A 16,655-nucleotide genomic window follows, 5' to 3' on the forward strand; every position below is an offset into this window, starting at 1 on the left:
CTTTCGGCAAAAACCTACTTTCGCAGAACCCGTGTGGCAGTGGTGCTATTTCGCTGCTGTGGTGTCGATCTCGGCGAGCTTCTTGGTGAGATCGGCGCCGATGGTCGCGATGCGCGGCTCATCGATGATCTGGATGTGGTCACCCGGAATGTGGATGATCTCCAGATTCGGAATGTGCTCGGACCAGCCACCGTTCGGTCGCCGGTCGGCGAAACGCGGTTCCAGCTCGATCATTCCATCGTGGTAGCGGTCGGCCAGGTACAGGGTCACATCGCCGTCGTACTTGGTCGGCTCGATCTTCTCCAATTCCTTGCCGTCGATCCACGACGTGCGCTGATGCTCGATCACACCGCCCGGGATGTCGACCCCGGCGAACTTCAGCAGCTCCATGATGATCTCGATCTGCTCCGCGTCGGACGCCGCGGCCAGCTCCTCGATCTGCTCCTGATCGAGTTCGCCGTTGAAGCCGTAGGTCTTCTGGGCGAACGCCTGGTAGCGACGGATCCGCTCCACCCGCTCCTCCGGCGCGTCGTTGAACGGCTCGACCGGCAAGGCCAGGTCGATCAGACCGACCTGACGGACGTCCGCGCCCTCGGCGCGCATGATCTCGGCGACCTTGAGCGCGAACACCGCGCCCAGCGACCAGCCGTAGAACACGTACGGACCCTCCGGCTGCCGCTTGCGGATCTCCGGAATGTACTGGCGCGCACGCTCTTCGATGGTGCCCTCGACGCGCTCGAAACCGTACATCGGCGTGCCCGCCGGGAGGCGGTTCAGCAGCGGCTCGTAGACCAGGGTGTTACCGCCGGAAGCATGGAACACGAAGACCGGCACCGCGTTCGAACCGGCTTCCTTCGCGCGCAGGGTGCGCACGAAGCCGTCCAGATCCGAGCTCTTGCCCTGGTAGCGCACGACCACCTCGGACAGCTGCTCAATTGTCTTGCAGGCCTTCACCTCGGCCGGATCGACCTCGGCCTTGACCCGCTCGGACAGGCGAGCGGTCAGCTTCTCCAGGGTGGCGTCGTCGATCTCGGGCAGCGGGTTGAAGATGCCGCCCGCGGTCTTACCGGTCACCAGCGCCCAGGTGGCGAAGGCGAGACGCTCCTCGCCATTGCGCGGCGGGACATTGTCCGCGTCCGTCTCGGCGACCGGTGGGGCCGCCTCGAGATCGGCGGCGGTGACCGAACTCTGTTCGGATCCGGCCGCTTCCGTGATCTCGGCGGCCTCGGCCACGACATCGTGGGTCACCGCGTCGAGCTCATCGGCCTTGGTCGGCGCGGTGCTGCCGGTCGACAGCTCCGGCTTGGGCAGCACGGCGGCCGGATCCTTGCCCTCGGCCATGGCGGCGCGGGCGGCGGAGATGAAGTCGGCGTCGACGCTGATGTCCTCGCCCGCGGCCTGGCGCGCGGCGATCTCGTCGAGCTGATCGCGGTGCTCGACGGCATAGCGCAGCACCTTGCCCACCTCGAGCAGGCTGGCGTCGCGCACCGCCTGGATCTGCAGCTGCGGAATGTCGAACTCGTACTCGACGCGGTTCTTGATGCGCATGGCCATGAGCGAGTCCAGGCCCAGCTCCATGAGCGGAATCTCCATGGGGAGATCCTCGACGGCGTAGCCCATGGACTCGGCGACGATGATGGCCAGCCGCTCCTCGATGGTCTGGGTGCCGTTGGGATCCCAGCGCTCACCGGGCGCCGCCTCCACCGCGGCGGCCGGAGCCGCCTCGACGACCGCGACCGGCGCCGCCACCACGGATTCCGGCAGCGGTGCGCCGGAGGTGACGACCGCGTCGAACAGCGGGCGGAAGGCGTTGCCCTCCTTGGCGTGCACCGACACCGACGCGCCACCCGGGTGCGGGGTGAGCGTGGTGGTCAGGGTGCCCGCGGCGGGAATCTGCCCGTGCGCGACCGAGGCCCCGACGGTGACATCCGAAAGCACCTGGGCGGCAGCGACATTCACCAGCGCGGCCAGTTCGGTGACGGCCGACGCCTGGACCTCCCACACGTGGCGACCGTCCGGCAGCGCGACATGCGCGCCCGGGACCCGGCCATTGCCCGCGCCGCCGCCGAAGCCACCGGACACCCGGGGCCAGTACTGCTTGCGCACGAACGCGGTGCGCGGCACGTCGCCGTACGCACCGGCGGGCAGCAGCGAGGGCAGGTCCACCTTGTGGCCGTGCACGTACAGCTGTGCCAGCGCGGAGATGACGCCCGCGGCCTCGTCCTCCTTGCGCTTCAGCGTCGGGATGAGCGCCGCGTTGTGCACGCCCGCCGCGAAGGTGGTGCCCAGAACCTGCATGAGCGCAACGGAATTCGGCGCGAGCTCCAGGTAGGTGGTGATGCCGGTGTCGACGGCCTTGCGGATGGCATTGGTGAAGTACACCGAGCCGCGCATATTGGTGACCCAGTAGTCGACATCGTGGACCGGCGCGTGGCCCGCCTTGTAGACGGCGTCCCGGTGGACCGTGGAGTACAGGTCGCGCTTGAGCTTGGTGGGCTCGATGCCCGCCAGTTCGGCGGCCAGTTCGCCCAGCAGCATGTCCATCTGCGAGGTGTGGCCCGCGCCGCGGGTCTGCAGCACGCGGGCGAACTTGCCCTCGGCCTCGGCGCGCGCCACGATCGCGTGCACCTGATCCGGCATGCCGCCGATGACCGTGTTGTTGGGCGCGGCGTACACCGCGACCTCGATATCGGGGAACTCGGTCTCGATGAGCTTGGCGACCTCGTCGGCCGAGTACTCGAGCAGCGCCATATTGCGCACCTGGTCGTCGGTGAGCATGGCCTCGCCCTCGGCCATCAGCCGCGAGCGGGCGCAGATCACGCGCACCGCATCCTCGAGCGTCAGACCGCCCGAAATGTACGCTCCCGCAACCTCACCCTGCGAGTGGCCGACCACGCCCTCGGGCTCCGCGCCGTGCGCGCGCAGCACGGCGGCCAGACCCACCTGAATGGTGAAGGTGCCGACCTGGCCGGTGCCGATGTCCCAGTCCATGGAGTCGTCGAGGATCATCTCCTTGACCGAGTACCCGGCCTCGTCCACGACCAGCTCGTCGACCTGGTCGACGGCCTTCCGGAAGATCGAGTTCTCGGTGTAGAGCTGCTTGCCCATCTTCCGGTGCTGCGCACCGAAACCGGCCATTACCCACAGCGCGCCCAGGGGCGCGGGGGAATCGGCGGTGTAGACGCCGGTGCCGGGCTTGCCCTCCGCGATGGCCCGCAGGCCCGCGACGGCTTCCTCGTGCGTCTTGGCGACCACCACACCGCGCGAGCGGCCGTGGTTGCGCTTGGCCAGTGCGCGGGCCACGTCCTCGAGCGGAGTCGCCTGTCCCGCTTCGGATTCCAGCCAGTCGGCGAGATCCTTGGCGGCGCGCTTGCGACGCGAGGGCAGGTAGCCCGAGACCGGGATGATCATCGGCAACGGCTCGTCGCGGTTGCTCCACTCCGGTTCCGGCGCAACCGCTTCCGCGATGGCTTCCGCCTCGGCGACCACATCGGTGGTCTCGTCGTCGAGGTCGGTGGTCTCCGGCAGCTCGGGGGTGGCCGGGGCGGGCACGTACTCCTGGACGACCACGTGCGCGTTGGTGCCGCCGAAGCCGAAGCCGGAGATGCCGATGGTGGCCTTGCCGCTGTAGCGCGGGAATTCGGTCGCCTCGTCGGTGACCTTCAGGTGCGCCTGGTCGAACGCGATGAACGGGCTCGGACCGGCGTAGTTGATGTGCGGCGGAATGATGTTGTGCTGCAACGCCATGATCACCTTGGCGAGCGCCGCGGCACCGGCCGCGGCCTCCAGGTGACCGAAGTTGGTCTTGGCCGAACCCAGCAGGGCGGGCTTGTCGGCGTCGCGGCCGCGGCCGATCACGCGGCCCAGCGCGTCCGCCTCGATCGGGTCGCCGATGGGGGTGCCGGTGCCGTGCGCCTCGATGTAATCGACCTGGGACGGCGGGATTCCGGCGTCCCGGTAGGCCTGGCGCAGCACGGCGGCCTGGGCGTCCGGGTTGGGGGCCAGCAGGCCGTTGGAGCGGCCGTCGCTATTGACCGCGGAGCCCTTGATCACCGCGTAGATGGTGTCGCCGTCACGCTCGGCGTCGGCCAGGCGCTTGAGCACCACCAGCGCCGCGCCCTCGGAACGGACCATACCGTCGGCGTCGTTCGAGAACGCCTTGATGTGACCGTCTTTCGACACACCGCCGTTGGCGTCGAAGGCGATGGTGGCGGCGGGCGACAGCAACACGTTGGTGCCACCGGCCAGCGCCAGGTCGGCCTCACCGTTGCGCAGCGCCCGCACCGCCTGGTGCACCGCCACCAGCGAGGACGAGCACGCGGTGTCGACGGCGACCGACGGGCCGCGGAAGTCGTAGAAGTAGGATACGCGGTTGGGGATGATCGCCGAGACGCTGCCCATGACGCCGTAGCCGTCGGCGGACAGCGGGGTGTTCGCGTCGCCGTTGCCGACCGCCATACCCGCGATGATCATGAATTCGGTGCTGGTGGAGCCGATGAAGACGCCGACCTGCTCACCCTTGAGGGTGTTGGCGGGAATTCGGGCGTGTTCCAAGGCTTCCCAGGTCAGCTCGAGCGCCCAGCGCTGCTGCGGGTCCATGCGCTCGACCTCGACCGGGGAGTGCGCGAAGAACTCGGCGTCGAAGCTCTTGAGGACGTCCTGATCCAGGTAACCGCCCTTGACGTTGGTCTTGGTGAGCTGCTCCACCAGGCGCGGATCGTCCATGAACTCCGACCAGCGACCCTCGGGTAGATCCCGAATCGCGTCACCGCGATTGATCAGGAACTCCCAGGTGGATTCGGGCGTATCCCCCGCACCCGGCAGCCGGGTGGACAGGCCGACGATGGCGATGTCGTGCGCCTCGCCGGGCGCGAGGCCCTGGGTGTAGAACGAGTCGTCGGCGGCCTCGGCCGGAAGTTCGGGCTCCCCGTTGATGATTCGCTCGGCCAGCGAGGCGATGGTCGGGTGCTGGAACACGATGGTCGCGTTGAGCACGACCCCGGTCAGCTCCTCGATATCACCGCCGAGCGCGAGCGCATCGCGCGAGGCCAGACCGAATTCCTCCATCGGCCGGTCCACGGTGATGTTCTCGATCGGCTGCCCGGTCGCTCCGGAGACCCAGCGGCGCAGCCACTCCTGCATATCCGCGACCGACATGTCGGTGGCCGCGGGTGCCTTCTCAGCGGACCGTGCGGCGTCGCCGTCCGTCGGAGCGTTGTCGGTCGTCTGGGTCGGGTCGATGCCCTCGTTCTCAGCCATCAGTTCCTCAAGCTACCTGTCTGCGTACGGTGCGCGGCGTGAATCCGGGTTGGTGATCCATGCATGAATGGCGCGAGCCGAACCGGCTCGCGCCATCCATCTGTGAGACGGTCGTCTCACTCCTCGTCTGGTGCATCGGGGAAGGCCTGCTGCGTGTAACCACCACGCAGTGTGCCTTCCAGATAGGCAGCCTTGCAGGCGCGACGCGCGATCTTGCCGCTGGAGGTGCGCGGAATCGACCCGGCCGGGACGAGCAGGATGTCACGCGCGGTGACACCGTGGCGGGAGGAGATGGCCGCGCGGACCGCGTCCGCGATGGGGCCCGGATCGGCCTTGCCCGCGCCCGGACCGCGCTCGGCCACGATAACCAGCTGTTCGCTGGCATCGTCGGCGTCGTAGCTCAGACCCGAATGGCTGTCCTGCGCAAACACTTCGGCGGGCAGCTGGTTGGCGGGCACCGCGAAGGCCGCGATGAAGCCGGGACGCAGCATGGTCGAGGCCGCCTCCGCGGAGTACTCGAGGTCCTGCGGGTAGTGGTTGCGGCCGTCCACGATCACCAGGTCCTTGACGCGGCCGGTGATGTAGAGCTCGCCGTCGACGTACACGCCGTAGTCGCCGGTGCGCAGCCAGATGCCGTCGGCCGGAACGCCTTCGGCGTGGCTGCCCTCGGGCAGGCGATGGGCCAGCTGGTTCCGGAAGGTCTTCTGGGTTTCCTCGGCGCGACCCCAGTAGCCGATGCCGATGTTGTTGCCGTGCAGCCAGATCTCGCCGACCCGCCCGTCCGGCAGCTCGCGCGCGCCCTCGGGGGAGTCGATGGAATCGCCGTCCACGATGGTGGCCCACTGCGACAGCGCCACGTAACCGCAGGACACCTGCGCGATGGCGTTCTCGCTGTCCGGCTCGACCTTCACCACGCGACCGGCATTGAGCTCGTAGCGGTCCACGTAGATGACCTTGGCCTCGTCCTCGTGCCGGGTGGCCGACACGAACAGGGTGGCCTCGGCCATGCCGTAGCACGGCTTGATGGCGGTCTTGGGCAGGCCGTAGGGCGCGAACGCCTCGTTGAACTTCTTCATCGACTTGGTGGTCACCGGCTCCGAGCCGTTGATCAGGCCGATGACGTTCGACAGGTCCAGCGACTCGCCCGGCTTGGGCAGACCGCGCACGGCGGCGTGCTCGAAGGCGAAGTTCGGTGCGGCGGCGAAGGTTCCGGCGCCGTCGGAGACCGCGGCCAGCTCGTTGATCCAGCGCGACGGGCGGCGCACGAACGAGGCCGGGGACATGATGGTGATGTACTTGCCGCCCACGGCGGGCAGGATCACCGTCAGCAGACCCATGTCGTGGTAGAGCGGCAGCCAGGTCACACCGCGCGAATTCTCGGTCAGATCAAGCGCGTTCACCATCTGCAGCACATTGGTGCCGACACCGCGGTGGGTGATCTCGACACCGGCCGGGGTCCGGGTGGAGCCGGAGGTGTACTGCAGGTAGGCGATGTCGTCGACCGCGATGTCCGGGCGGATCCAGGACTCGCCGACGCTGTCGGGGATGGCGTCGACGGCGATGATGCGCGGGCGCTGGGCCGCGGGCAGCGACCGGAAGAACTGGCGCACACCGGCGGCGGAGGAGCTCGCCGTCAGGATGGCCGAGGGCGTGCAGTCGCCGAGCACGGCGTGCAGGCGATCGGTGTGGCCCGGCTCGTCGGGATCGAACAGGGGCACGGAGATGGTGCCCGCGTAGATGGCGGCAAAGAAGGAGATGACGTAATCCAGCCCCTGCGGAGCCAGGATCGCGACACGATCGCCCCGCTTGGTCACCTGCTGCAGTCGGGCGGCCACCGCGCGCAGCCGCGTGCCGAACTGACTCCAAGTGAGGTCCTGGTACTCACCGTCGCGCTCGCGTGAGTAGTCGATGTAGCGGTAGGCCAAGTCATTGGCGTCATTACCGTGGGTGTGCTTCTCGACGTAGTCGACGAGGGTGCGGCCCTCGGGAATCGTGATGTTCCCCGTTTCGTCGAGGTAATCGTCGAAAGTCTCGTCCATTCCTTCTTCTCCTCCGAGGCACACGCGGCATGGAACGGCATGCATTGCCGCTGTTACCTGTGAGGCCCCGACTCTCTTCGCCCGCGGGAGCTCCATGCGAGAGCCAACCTGCAGAATTGTGTTGCGGTCTGCGCGGTGACCGTCTAATGGCTAGATGTTCTCAAACCAGGGACATGTTACAGAGCAGCTGCCCGGCCATGCTTCGGAGCGGCCGAACATCTCCCAGCTCACACCTCTGGACTATGGGTTCACCGGCGCGAATGCCTCCAAATGGGTGGGGAGCGCCCCACATAGGACACAACAAGGACAAGGATGTGAGTTGCCGCACGTGCCGGGTCTCGGCGGTGTCGCAACCCGGAGCACTTTACCGGGTGACCCCGAAACTGGGGGGTCGGTCGGTGGGGGTCACATACGCGGCCCGGTGCCCATCAACCATGGTGCGCCCGATCGCATAAAGATCTCTGAGCACGCGCTTATGAATGTGCCGGGTGCGGAGCGTTTTCGATCAGGCCCGAGGCCCAGTTGACGGTCCACTGCGTGGCGGTCGTGCCATTGTCGTCGACCTGGTAGCCGTTGTAGAGGCTGTGCACCGGATTGCCCGCCGCGCGCACCAGGATGTTCAGGCTGCCGAGGATATTGGCCGGATTGAGCGCCTGCCGGGGGGCGTCGCAGATCAAATCGCCTGCGGCGCAAATGGTGAACGTCCGGTTGGCGAGCTTGCCGAAGCCGCCGCGCGGGCCGGTCATGGTGATGCCCGGCACGTTCAGGCCCTTGAGCGCCACCTCCGCGCCGACACCCGGTGGGGTCGGGCCGATTTCGGTGGCCTCGCCCGGATCGCCGACATCGCGGCGGCCGTCGGCGATGGTGGTCACGCCCAGCACCAGATTCTCCGGTATGGGGCCCTTGCCCGCACCGATCTGGGCGGCGATATCGCCCACGATCACGCCGCCCTGCGAAAAGCCGGTCAGCACATAGGTGGTGAGCGGACAGTGGGCGTAGGTCTTGGCCAGCTGGTCGGTGGCGCGCTTGGTGCCCTCGGAACGGCTGTTGTTGTAGGAGGATTGGCCGTCCGGCGGAATGGCGACCGGATTGGAGAACTGCGCCACGTACGGGACGGTGTAGACCTCGAGCCGGTCGTTGGGGAATTTGGCCCGAATCGGGTTGGAGATGTTCAACATCAGCGACGCCGGGTTCGCGGTCGGGTTGTAGGGGTCGTCATTGCTGTTCGACTCCCAGGTGCCCGGCACCGACAGCAGGAACACGTCCGGGCAGTCGGCGGGTTGCGACACCGGAGGGCGCGGCCCCGGCGGCTTGGGGCCGGGCAGCCGCAACCGGCCCGCCAGCAGGTACCACAGCAGCAGCGCCACCACGACCACGAGCACGATCGCGGCGATGACCAGCAGCAGGCAACCCGCCGGGCGGGACCGGCGGCGTCCGATTCGGCGTCGCGTCGTCACTTCTTGCAGTAGCTCTTCGAGGCGACGTCGTAGTAGATCTTGCCCGCCTGTTCGACCGACATCTTGGACGGATCGAAGGACGGATCGGAACCGGCGATGGCGGTCACGTAGGTGACGATCTGATCCTGCGGCGCGTTCTCGGCCATGCCCTGGCAGACCAGATTGGCCGCAGTGATGGCGATATCGGAGGAGCCGGGGGTGATGCCCGCCTTCTTCAGGTCGTCGAGGAAGCCCTTCTCCTTGTCCGACAAGGCGGGCGAGCCGCTCGGGGTGGTGATGAACTGGCTCGGCACCGGCTGCGGACGCTCGGGCGAGGAGGTCGCGGTCGCGGAATCCGGCGCGGGCGCCGGGGCCTGCTGATCGGTGGACGACGGCGACCCGGCGGCCGGGGTCGTCGGGGCGGCGGCCGCGGCCTTCGTGGTGGTCAGCGTGGGCGTGCTCTTGGCGGTGGAGTCATTGCTACCGCAGGCGGCGAGCAGTCCGGCGGCGGCGATGGCGGCTACCACGCCGACTACCTTTCCACGGGTCCCGTGCATCTATTCGCTTCCTATATCTGTCCAAGGGCAAAAGGTCGCCCCCAGGCTAGCCGTAACCCGGGTCATAGTCCCGGGCCACAACGCATCCTCACCCAGTTCTTAGGGCCAATTAGGGCCGAGCGGTCTGAAAAGTCTCAGTTGGGACGAACCTCCGGACCCAGCGCGGGGATCGGCGCGGGTGGCGGCGGCTCGGCGGGCGCGGGCTCCGGCGCGGGAGCCGGAGCCGGGACCGCGGCGGGTTGCGGTGCGGGCGTCGCGGGGGCCTGCGGTGCGAGTTGAGGCAGGGCGGGCATTCCCGGCAGCGGGAGTGCGGGCTGCTGCGCGGCGGGCTGCGGTTGCACCGGATCCGGCTTGGGCGACTCACTGCCCGGGATCACGATGGGTCGACCGTCGAGGGTGGCCGCGCTCGCCTTGCCGTCGCGAATGGTGATGGTGCCGCCCTGGAAGGTCTGCTGCGCGCCACCGGGGATCTGGCCCTCGTCCGAGAGCGGATAGCCCAGCGGGCCGTTCTCGAATCCGGTTGCGCGCCAAGCGTCCATGATCGGACCGTTGCGCACGCCCCACGCGCCCGAGAGCGGACTCCAATAGATACTGCCGCCCTCGAAGGCCGAGTAGCGGCCGAAGTCGCGCAGCGGCTGCTCCCCCGCGATCGGGAAACCGTAAGGGCTGTTCTCGAATCCGAGCTGGGCGTACTTACCCAGGATCAGACCCTGCACCAGGTGCGCGCCGGTCTTGGCGCTGAAGTACATCGGCCCGTTCTCGAAACCCTGGACCACACCGTCCTTTTGGGGCGTGCGGGTCTCCTGCCCATTGGGGTATCCGGCCGGGCCGCGCTCGTAACCCTGCTTGGCCCATTCGTCGAAGATGGCCCCGCGTACGGCCTGCGCGCCGGTCTGCGGGGTCCAGTAGACCGAGCCGTGCTGGAAGGGCTGCAAGCGCCCGCGGCCGTCGGGCAGTCCGCCCTCCCCTGCGGTCGGGAAGCCCAAACCGCTTGCCGCGCCGCCCAGTCCGGCATAGCTGCCGCCGATCGCCCCGGCCACCGGCTGCGCGCCGGTGGCCTGCGAATAGAGCACCTTGCCGCCGCGGAAGTCCTGGACCACGCCACCGGGCACCTGGTATTCGCCCGACAGGCAGTCGCCGAGCCAGTTGTTGCCCTGCACCACCCCGGCGATCGCGCCGCCCACCTTGCAGTCCAGCACGGTGGAGTCCACGCCGATCGCGGCGGCGGTCTGCGGCCAGGACTGGCGCATCTCGAAATCCCAGTACGGCCAGGTGTGGGTGCCCGAGGGGCGGTAGTTCACCGAGACCGGAATGTTCAGCTTGTTGAGCTTGGCCACGAAATTCTGGGTGGACAGCCGCGACAGCACCTCCAGGCCCAGTCCCGCGTAATTGGTGGTGATGCCGGGAATGTCGGAGAGCGGATCGGTCGTGCCCGCGACGCCATTGCCGCTGGAGACGTAGAGGGCAATGCCCTTGAGCTTGTCGGCCAGCTCGTACGGGTCGTGTTCCTTCCAGGCCGGGCTGGTCGGCGGGCCGAACATCTTGCTGGAGTCGAACCCGCCCGCGTCGTGCATGGCGAAATTTACCGCCTGCGGCATGCCGAGCGAGGTCAGGGTGAGGAACCCGGAGTAGGAGGCGGCCGAGCGGACCCAGCCGGGATTGCGGGCGGCCAGCATCATGGCCGCGGTGCCGCCCATCGAAAGTCCCGACACCGCGCGCACATCGGTGGCCCGGAACTGGCTCTCGAGCAGCGGCGGGAGCTCCTTGGTCAGGAAGGTCTCCCACATGTAGGTGCGGCCGTTGTCGGGAGCCAGCCAGTCGGCGTAGAAGCTGGACTGGCCGCCGATGGGCAGCACCACGAGGGCGTTCTTGTCGGCGTAGAACCCGGCCGCGCCCGCGTCCTTGGTCCAGCCGTTCTCGTCGTCGGTGGCGCGCAGGCCGTCGAGCATGTACATCACCGGGAACCTGGCGTCCGGCTTGGAGTTCCAGTCGCGCGGCAGCAGCAACTGCACTTCGACCGGTGCGCCGGTGGCGGGCGAGTTCACCCACAGGGCCACGCGACGGTCGGTCATCCACGTCAGTTTCTGAATGCTGGCGGGGGCGGCGGCCGGGGCCTCGGGTGCGGCCTGAGCCGGTCCGAGACCCGCGAAAGTGCCCGCGGCCAGCGGAAATACCGCCGCCGCCGCGCACGCCAACCAGCGCACACGCCCTCGTTTCATCCCACGGACAACTCCAGCCACACATGTGTTGTACCTCCGGAAGGACACGACTCCCGGTAGGACACACGGAAACCGACCGCCTTACAGCAAACGACCAGTTTTCATATGGGAGGCGGCGTGTCGCGCTACGACACCCCGAGGGCGGCCAGGATGTCGGGCCGGGCGGCGGCGAGCTGGTCCTGCCAGTAGCCCCACGAGTGGGTGCCCCGCGTCGGCAGGCTGTAGTGCGCGCCGATGCCGAGCTGGTTCATGCGGGCCATGAAGGAGATGGTGTTGACCATCGACAGGGCTTCCAGGGCAACGGCATTGACGGTATTGAACAGGCCGATCGGCGAGTCCGGGTGGTCGTGCGCGCCCAGCACGCCCCAGGAGGCGGAGATGAACATGGGCAGATTGCGCAGCTGCGGCGCGAACACGAACGGGTCCATGCGCAGCCACGCCGGGCTCCACGGCCAGGCCATCGAGTCCACATTGAAGCGGCCCGCGTCGAGCATGGCGATGCGAATGGCCTCGCGCATGCCGGGCGCGGAGATGTTCAGGTAGCCCGAGAACGAGGACGCGTGCTTGAACTGGTCGCGGTGGAACGCGGCCAGCGCCAACGCCGCCGAGCCGCCCATGGACAGTCCGGCCACCGCGTTGTTGGTGCGCGAGACGCCGTAGCCCTCGAGGAAGGCGGGCAGCTCCTCGGTCAGGAAGGTCTCCCACCGGTAGGTGTACTTCTGGCCATTGGTGCTCGAGGGCGCGCGCCAGTCGGTGTAGAAGCTGGACTGACCGCCGACCGGCATCACCAGGGTGACGTTGTCCTCGGCGAACTGTTGCAGCGCATTGGTCTCGAAGGTCCAGGCATTGAAGTCGTCGCGGGCGCGCAGACCGTCGAGCAGGTATAGCGCCGCGTCACCACCGTGGCGGGCCCACTGCACCTGCACCTTGATCGGGCCCATGCTGGACGGCACCATCAACTCCTCGAACCCGCCCTCGGGGGTGCGATGCAGCGGATGCGTGGGCAGGGCCAGCGCGGGGCCGGCCAGACCGGGCAGCGCCACCACGGCCGCGGCGGCCACCAGGGCGCGCCGCCACAGGCGTCCGACGCGAGCGCGCCGGGATTTCCGAGCCGAACCGTTCTGCGGGCATGACGAAGCGCCCTGTACTGCCATAGAGATCGATCTCCTGAACCGCAGGGGGAAGCACGCCGACGTGACGGGAGTCACGGACAACGGTGCACTCTACCGTCGGCTCGGAACCAATCGACGGGTATCCCGTTCAGCTGGCGTGTATCTCGGCCTTCCCGTCGTGGAAAACGATGGTGCCGTGTTGAAAAGCCTGTTGCACGCCGCCCTGAATGGGCGTTTCGTCGGACGTGGGAAAGCCGAGTGTGCCAGCCGGTCCCGACGCGCCCTCGTACGCGCCGCCGATCATGCCGCCCACCGAATGCGCGCCCGTGGCGGCCGTCCACAGCACCCGTCCACCCCGAAAGTCCTGTGCCACACCGCCCGCCACCTGGTACTCCGCGGTCAGGCAGTCACCCAGCCACGACTTCCCCAGTGCCACAGGCAGAATCGCGCCCGCTGCGGCGCAGTCCGGCTTGGCCGCCTCCACACCCAGCGCCGAGGCCGCCTGCGGCCAGGACTGCCGCATCTCGAAATCCCAGTACGGCCAGGAGTGGGTGCCGGAGGGCCGGTAGTTCACCTGCACCGGAATGCTCAGCTTGTTCAGCTTGGCCACGAATTGCTGAGAGGAGAAGCGGGACAGCACTTCCAGCGCCATGCCCGTCCAGTTGGTGCTGACGCCCGGAATGCCCGAGGGCAGGTCGTAGACGCCCGCCAGGCCGCTGCCGCTGGACACATACAGGCTGAGGCCCTTCAGTTTTTCGGCCAGGGCGTAGGGATCGTGCGCCTCCCATTCGGCATCGGTGGCCGGACCGTACATGGCGTCGGCGTGGTAGCCGCCCGCGTCCCGCATGGCGTACGCGATCGCCTGCGGCATACCGAGAGTCGTGAGGGTGAGCATGCCGGAGAAGGAGGCGGCGTAGCGGACGAAGCCGGGATTGCGGGCCGCCAGCTGCATGGCCGCGGTGCCGCCCATGGAGAGTCCGGCCAGGCCGCGCACATTCGTGGTGCGCCAATCACGGTCCAGCAGGGGCGGTAATTCCTTGGTGAGGAAGGTTTCCCACTTGTAGGTCTTGCCGTTGTCGGGCTGCTTCCAATCGGAGTAGAAGCTGGCCGCGCCCCCTACCGGCAGCACCACGGTGACGTTCTTGTCGGCGTAGAACGCCTCGGCCCCCGCGTCTTTCGTCCATCCGCTCTGATCGTCGGTGGCGCGCAGGCCGTCGAGCATGTAGAGCACCGGGAATTTGGCGTCCGGCTTGGCATTCCAATCCCGGGCCAGGAGCAGCTGCACCTGGATCTGGGTGCCCATGGCGGGTGAGTCCACCCACAGGGCCACCCGTCTGTCGGTGAGCCACACCGCGTTTCGAATCGCGGGTCTGGTCGGTTTGGCCGGTTCGCCCGTTGGTGGCGCCGCCCCCGGTTCGGCAGCGGCGGTCCCACCCGTCAGCAGGGCTGTCGTGGCCATCGCGAGCGCGACCAGCGTTCTGCGGCCGCCTCTCCCCCATCTACCAATTGCCACAGCTGTCACAGTAGTTTTCTACCGTGTTGCGGCGAATCATGGGGAGGCATAAAAGAACCGGCCGCCCTTTCGGGTGACCGGTTCATTCGTTTGCGCTATGGCTCGGGCGAGCCGACTGCCAACTTTTTAGGCGAGTCCCAGGGCGCCGAGAATCTGCGGGCGGGCCTTGATCAGCTCGTCGTGCCAGTAGCCCCACTTGTGGGTGCCGGTGCCGGTGAAGTCGAACTGGGCCGGGACGTTGATCTGGCCCAGACGTGCCTGGAAGGCACGGGTATTCACCATCGACAGCGCCTCGAGCGCGATCGCGTTGCCGGTGTTGAAGGCGTCGCCGAAGGAGCCGACACCGTCGTAGCGACCCGGAATGCCATTGCCCGAGGAGATGAACATCGGCAGGTTCTTCAGCTGCGGCGCGAAGACGAACGGGTCCATGCGCAGCCAGGCCGGGCTCCACGGCGCGGCCATGGAGTCCACGTTGTAGCGACCGGCATCGAGCATGGCGATGCGGATGGCCTCGCGCATGCCCGGCGCGGACAGGTTCAGGTAGCCCGACATCGAGGTGGCCTGCTTGAACATGTCGCGGTGGTAGGCGGCCAGCATGAGGGCGGCCGAGCCACCCATGGACAGGCCCGCCACGGCCACGTTGTTACGCGAAACACCGTATCCGGCAAGGAAGTCGGGGAGTTCCTTGGTCAGGAAGGTCTCCCACTTGTAGGTGAACTTCTGACCGTTGGTGTTGGACGGGGACACCCAGTCGGCGTAGAAGCTGGACTGGCCGCCGACCGGCATGATCACGTTGATGTCGTCGTTGGCGAAGATGCCGGGGGCGTCGCCCTCATTGGCATTGGCCCACGCGCTGTGATCGTCCTGGGCGCGCATGCCGTCGAGCATGTAGATCGCGGAGCTGCCGCCGTTCTTCGCCCACTGCACCTGGACCTTGATCGGGCCCATGCTGGAGGGCACCATCAGCTCTTCGAAGCTGCCGGGCGCACCGCGATGCGCGATCCCGAAGGCCGGGGCGGCATTGGCGATGGACGGGGCGGCCAGGGAGGCGGTCGGGACAGCGAGCGCCGTCGCGGTGACGGCGGCGGCGGCGAGCCGTGTGCGCCAACCACTCTGCGCACGGCGTCGCGACGACACTCCCGGCACGGCGGACCTGCCGAAACGCATGGATACTGCTCCTTCTCTACCGCAGCACTGCGCTACTGCGGTGTCTTAAGTTGTCAATCGCCGCGTCTTCCAGGCATGACGAGGACACACCTGGACATGAGCGATCAGCACTCACAGCGAATCCCGACACTTCTCTGTGAGCGAAGCGCTACCACGGGTTGGTCACACTTGCGCTCGCTGGAGGGTATTCGACCCCCCGAGCGGTTGGCAAGGTCATGCTTAATGATTGGCGGAATCCCACCATCGCATACGACCGTAATGGTGCGGTGACCATATCGCGAATCCCTCGTGATGTCGCGGCAACGCGGAAATCGCTTACGCCGCACCCGGCTTCGCGGAATGGCTCACCCGAGGTTGGCGCTCAGATCCGGCAGCATGTTGTAGACCTGGTCGGCCCAGTACGGCCAGTTGTGCACACCGTTCGCGGTGAACTGGAAGACCGCATTGTTCGCGCCCAGCGAATCCATCCGCGCCTGGAACGCGCGGGTATTCGCGAGTGCTATCGCTTCCAGGCCCATGGCATTGCCGACGTTGTAGACGTCCAGCGGGGTGTGCACGACATCCCGCTGACCGGGCAGGCCGTTACCGCTGGAGATCCAGAGCCGGGTGCCGTGGTCGCGCAACAGCGGCGCGAAAACGAAAGGATCGTTGCGCAGCCACAATTCGCTCCACGGCGGGCCCCACATGGCGTCGATGTTGTAGCCGCCCGCGTCCAGTAGCGCGGCGCGCAGACCCTCGCGCATACCGGGGGCGGAAATGTTCAGATAGCCGGAATATGATCCGGCATAACGAAACTGGTCCGGATGATAGGCCGCCAGCACCAGGGCCGCGCTGCCGCCCATGGACAGGCCGAACACGCCGTTCCCGTGCGGATTGAAACCCAGCCGGGCCGCCAGGGCATTGCGCAGATCGCGGGTCAGGAAGGTCTCCCAGGCGTACGGGACGGTCTGGCCATTCGTATTGGAGGGCGCCACCCAATCCGAATAGAAGCTGGACTGACCGCCGACCGGCATCACCACATTGATGTTCCACGCGGTCAACACCCGCTCGATATCGGTATCGATCTCCCAGCCGGAAAGGTCGTTGCGCGCGCGCAATCCGTCCAGCGCGTACACCACCCGCTGGGTATTGCCGTCCGCGGCGCGAAAGACGCGCGACTTGATCGGGCCCATGCTCGAATCGACCCAGAAGTCGGAGCCGCCCGGATCGAATGCGGCGTGCGCGGGCGCGACGCCGACCATCCCGGACAGTGAAACGGTGACCGCCGCGGCCAGTCCCACCAGAGACCGCCACAGCATCCCGCGAAGCACCCGAACAGACCGCATCGACTCGCCTTTCACGAGGCGTGGTCAC

8 protein-coding genes and 1 pseudogene are annotated in these 16,655 nt (G+C 67.7%); all 9 read right to left on the minus strand.

Features of this window, described 5'->3' with window-relative positions; translation table 11 throughout:
- Positions 1–45 precede the first annotated feature (45 nt).
- Positions 46–5,259 carry a polyketide synthase Pks13 gene (gene pks13, locus VMT40_RS05375; protein WP_326356816.1) on the minus strand — a complete coding sequence of 1,738 codons (5,214 nt, stop codon included), beginning with the start codon at positions 5,257–5,259 and terminating at the stop codon, positions 46–48.
- Between the two features lie 116 nt (positions 5,260–5,375).
- Positions 5,376–7,298 (minus strand): long-chain-fatty-acid--AMP ligase FadD32, encoded by a 1,923-nt coding sequence (fadD32, locus tag VMT40_RS05380; RefSeq protein ID WP_326356817.1) that lies wholly within the window; start codon positions 7,296–7,298, stop codon positions 5,376–5,378.
- A 473-nt stretch (positions 7,299–7,771) separates the two neighbouring features.
- Positions 7,772–8,755 carry a cutinase family protein gene (locus tag VMT40_RS05385; protein ID WP_326356818.1) on the minus strand — a complete coding sequence of 328 codons (984 nt, stop codon included), beginning with the start codon at positions 8,753–8,755 and terminating at the stop codon, positions 7,772–7,774.
- Entirely contained in the window at positions 8,752–9,261 is a 510-nt protein-coding gene (locus tag VMT40_RS05390; RefSeq protein WP_326356819.1) for a DUF732 domain-containing protein, read from the minus strand. Before VMT40_RS05390 ends, VMT40_RS05385 begins: the two co-directional genes overlap by 4 nt.
- A gap of 164 nt (positions 9,262–9,425) precedes the next feature.
- On the minus strand, positions 9,426–11,510 hold the full coding sequence (locus VMT40_RS05395) for an alpha/beta hydrolase-fold protein (protein WP_326356820.1): 2,085 nt from the start codon (positions 11,508–11,510) through the stop codon (positions 9,426–9,428).
- A gap of 125 nt (positions 11,511–11,635) precedes the next feature.
- Positions 11,636–12,664, minus strand: a complete 1,029-nt coding sequence (locus VMT40_RS05400) for an alpha/beta hydrolase (RefSeq protein ID WP_326356821.1) — start codon at positions 12,662–12,664, stop codon at positions 11,636–11,638.
- Between the two features lie 145 nt (positions 12,665–12,809).
- A pseudogene (locus VMT40_RS05405) lies at positions 12,810–14,081 on the minus strand (alpha/beta hydrolase-fold protein); the annotation flags it as partial.
- 180 nt (positions 14,082–14,261) lie between these two features.
- The gene (locus VMT40_RS05410; RefSeq protein ID WP_326356822.1) at positions 14,262–15,302 is read right to left on the minus strand and encodes an alpha/beta hydrolase; all 1,041 of its coding nucleotides are present in this window, start codon (positions 15,300–15,302) and stop codon (positions 14,262–14,264) included.
- 344 nt (positions 15,303–15,646) lie between these two features.
- Positions 15,647–16,627, minus strand: coding sequence for an alpha/beta hydrolase (locus VMT40_RS05415; protein ID WP_326356823.1), 981 nt, complete (start codon positions 16,625–16,627; stop codon positions 15,647–15,649).
- Positions 16,628–16,655 lie beyond the last annotated feature (28 nt).

Source organism: Nocardia sp. CDC160, from assembly GCF_035818795.1.
Lineage (GTDB): Bacteria > Actinomycetota > Actinomycetes > Mycobacteriales > Mycobacteriaceae > Nocardia.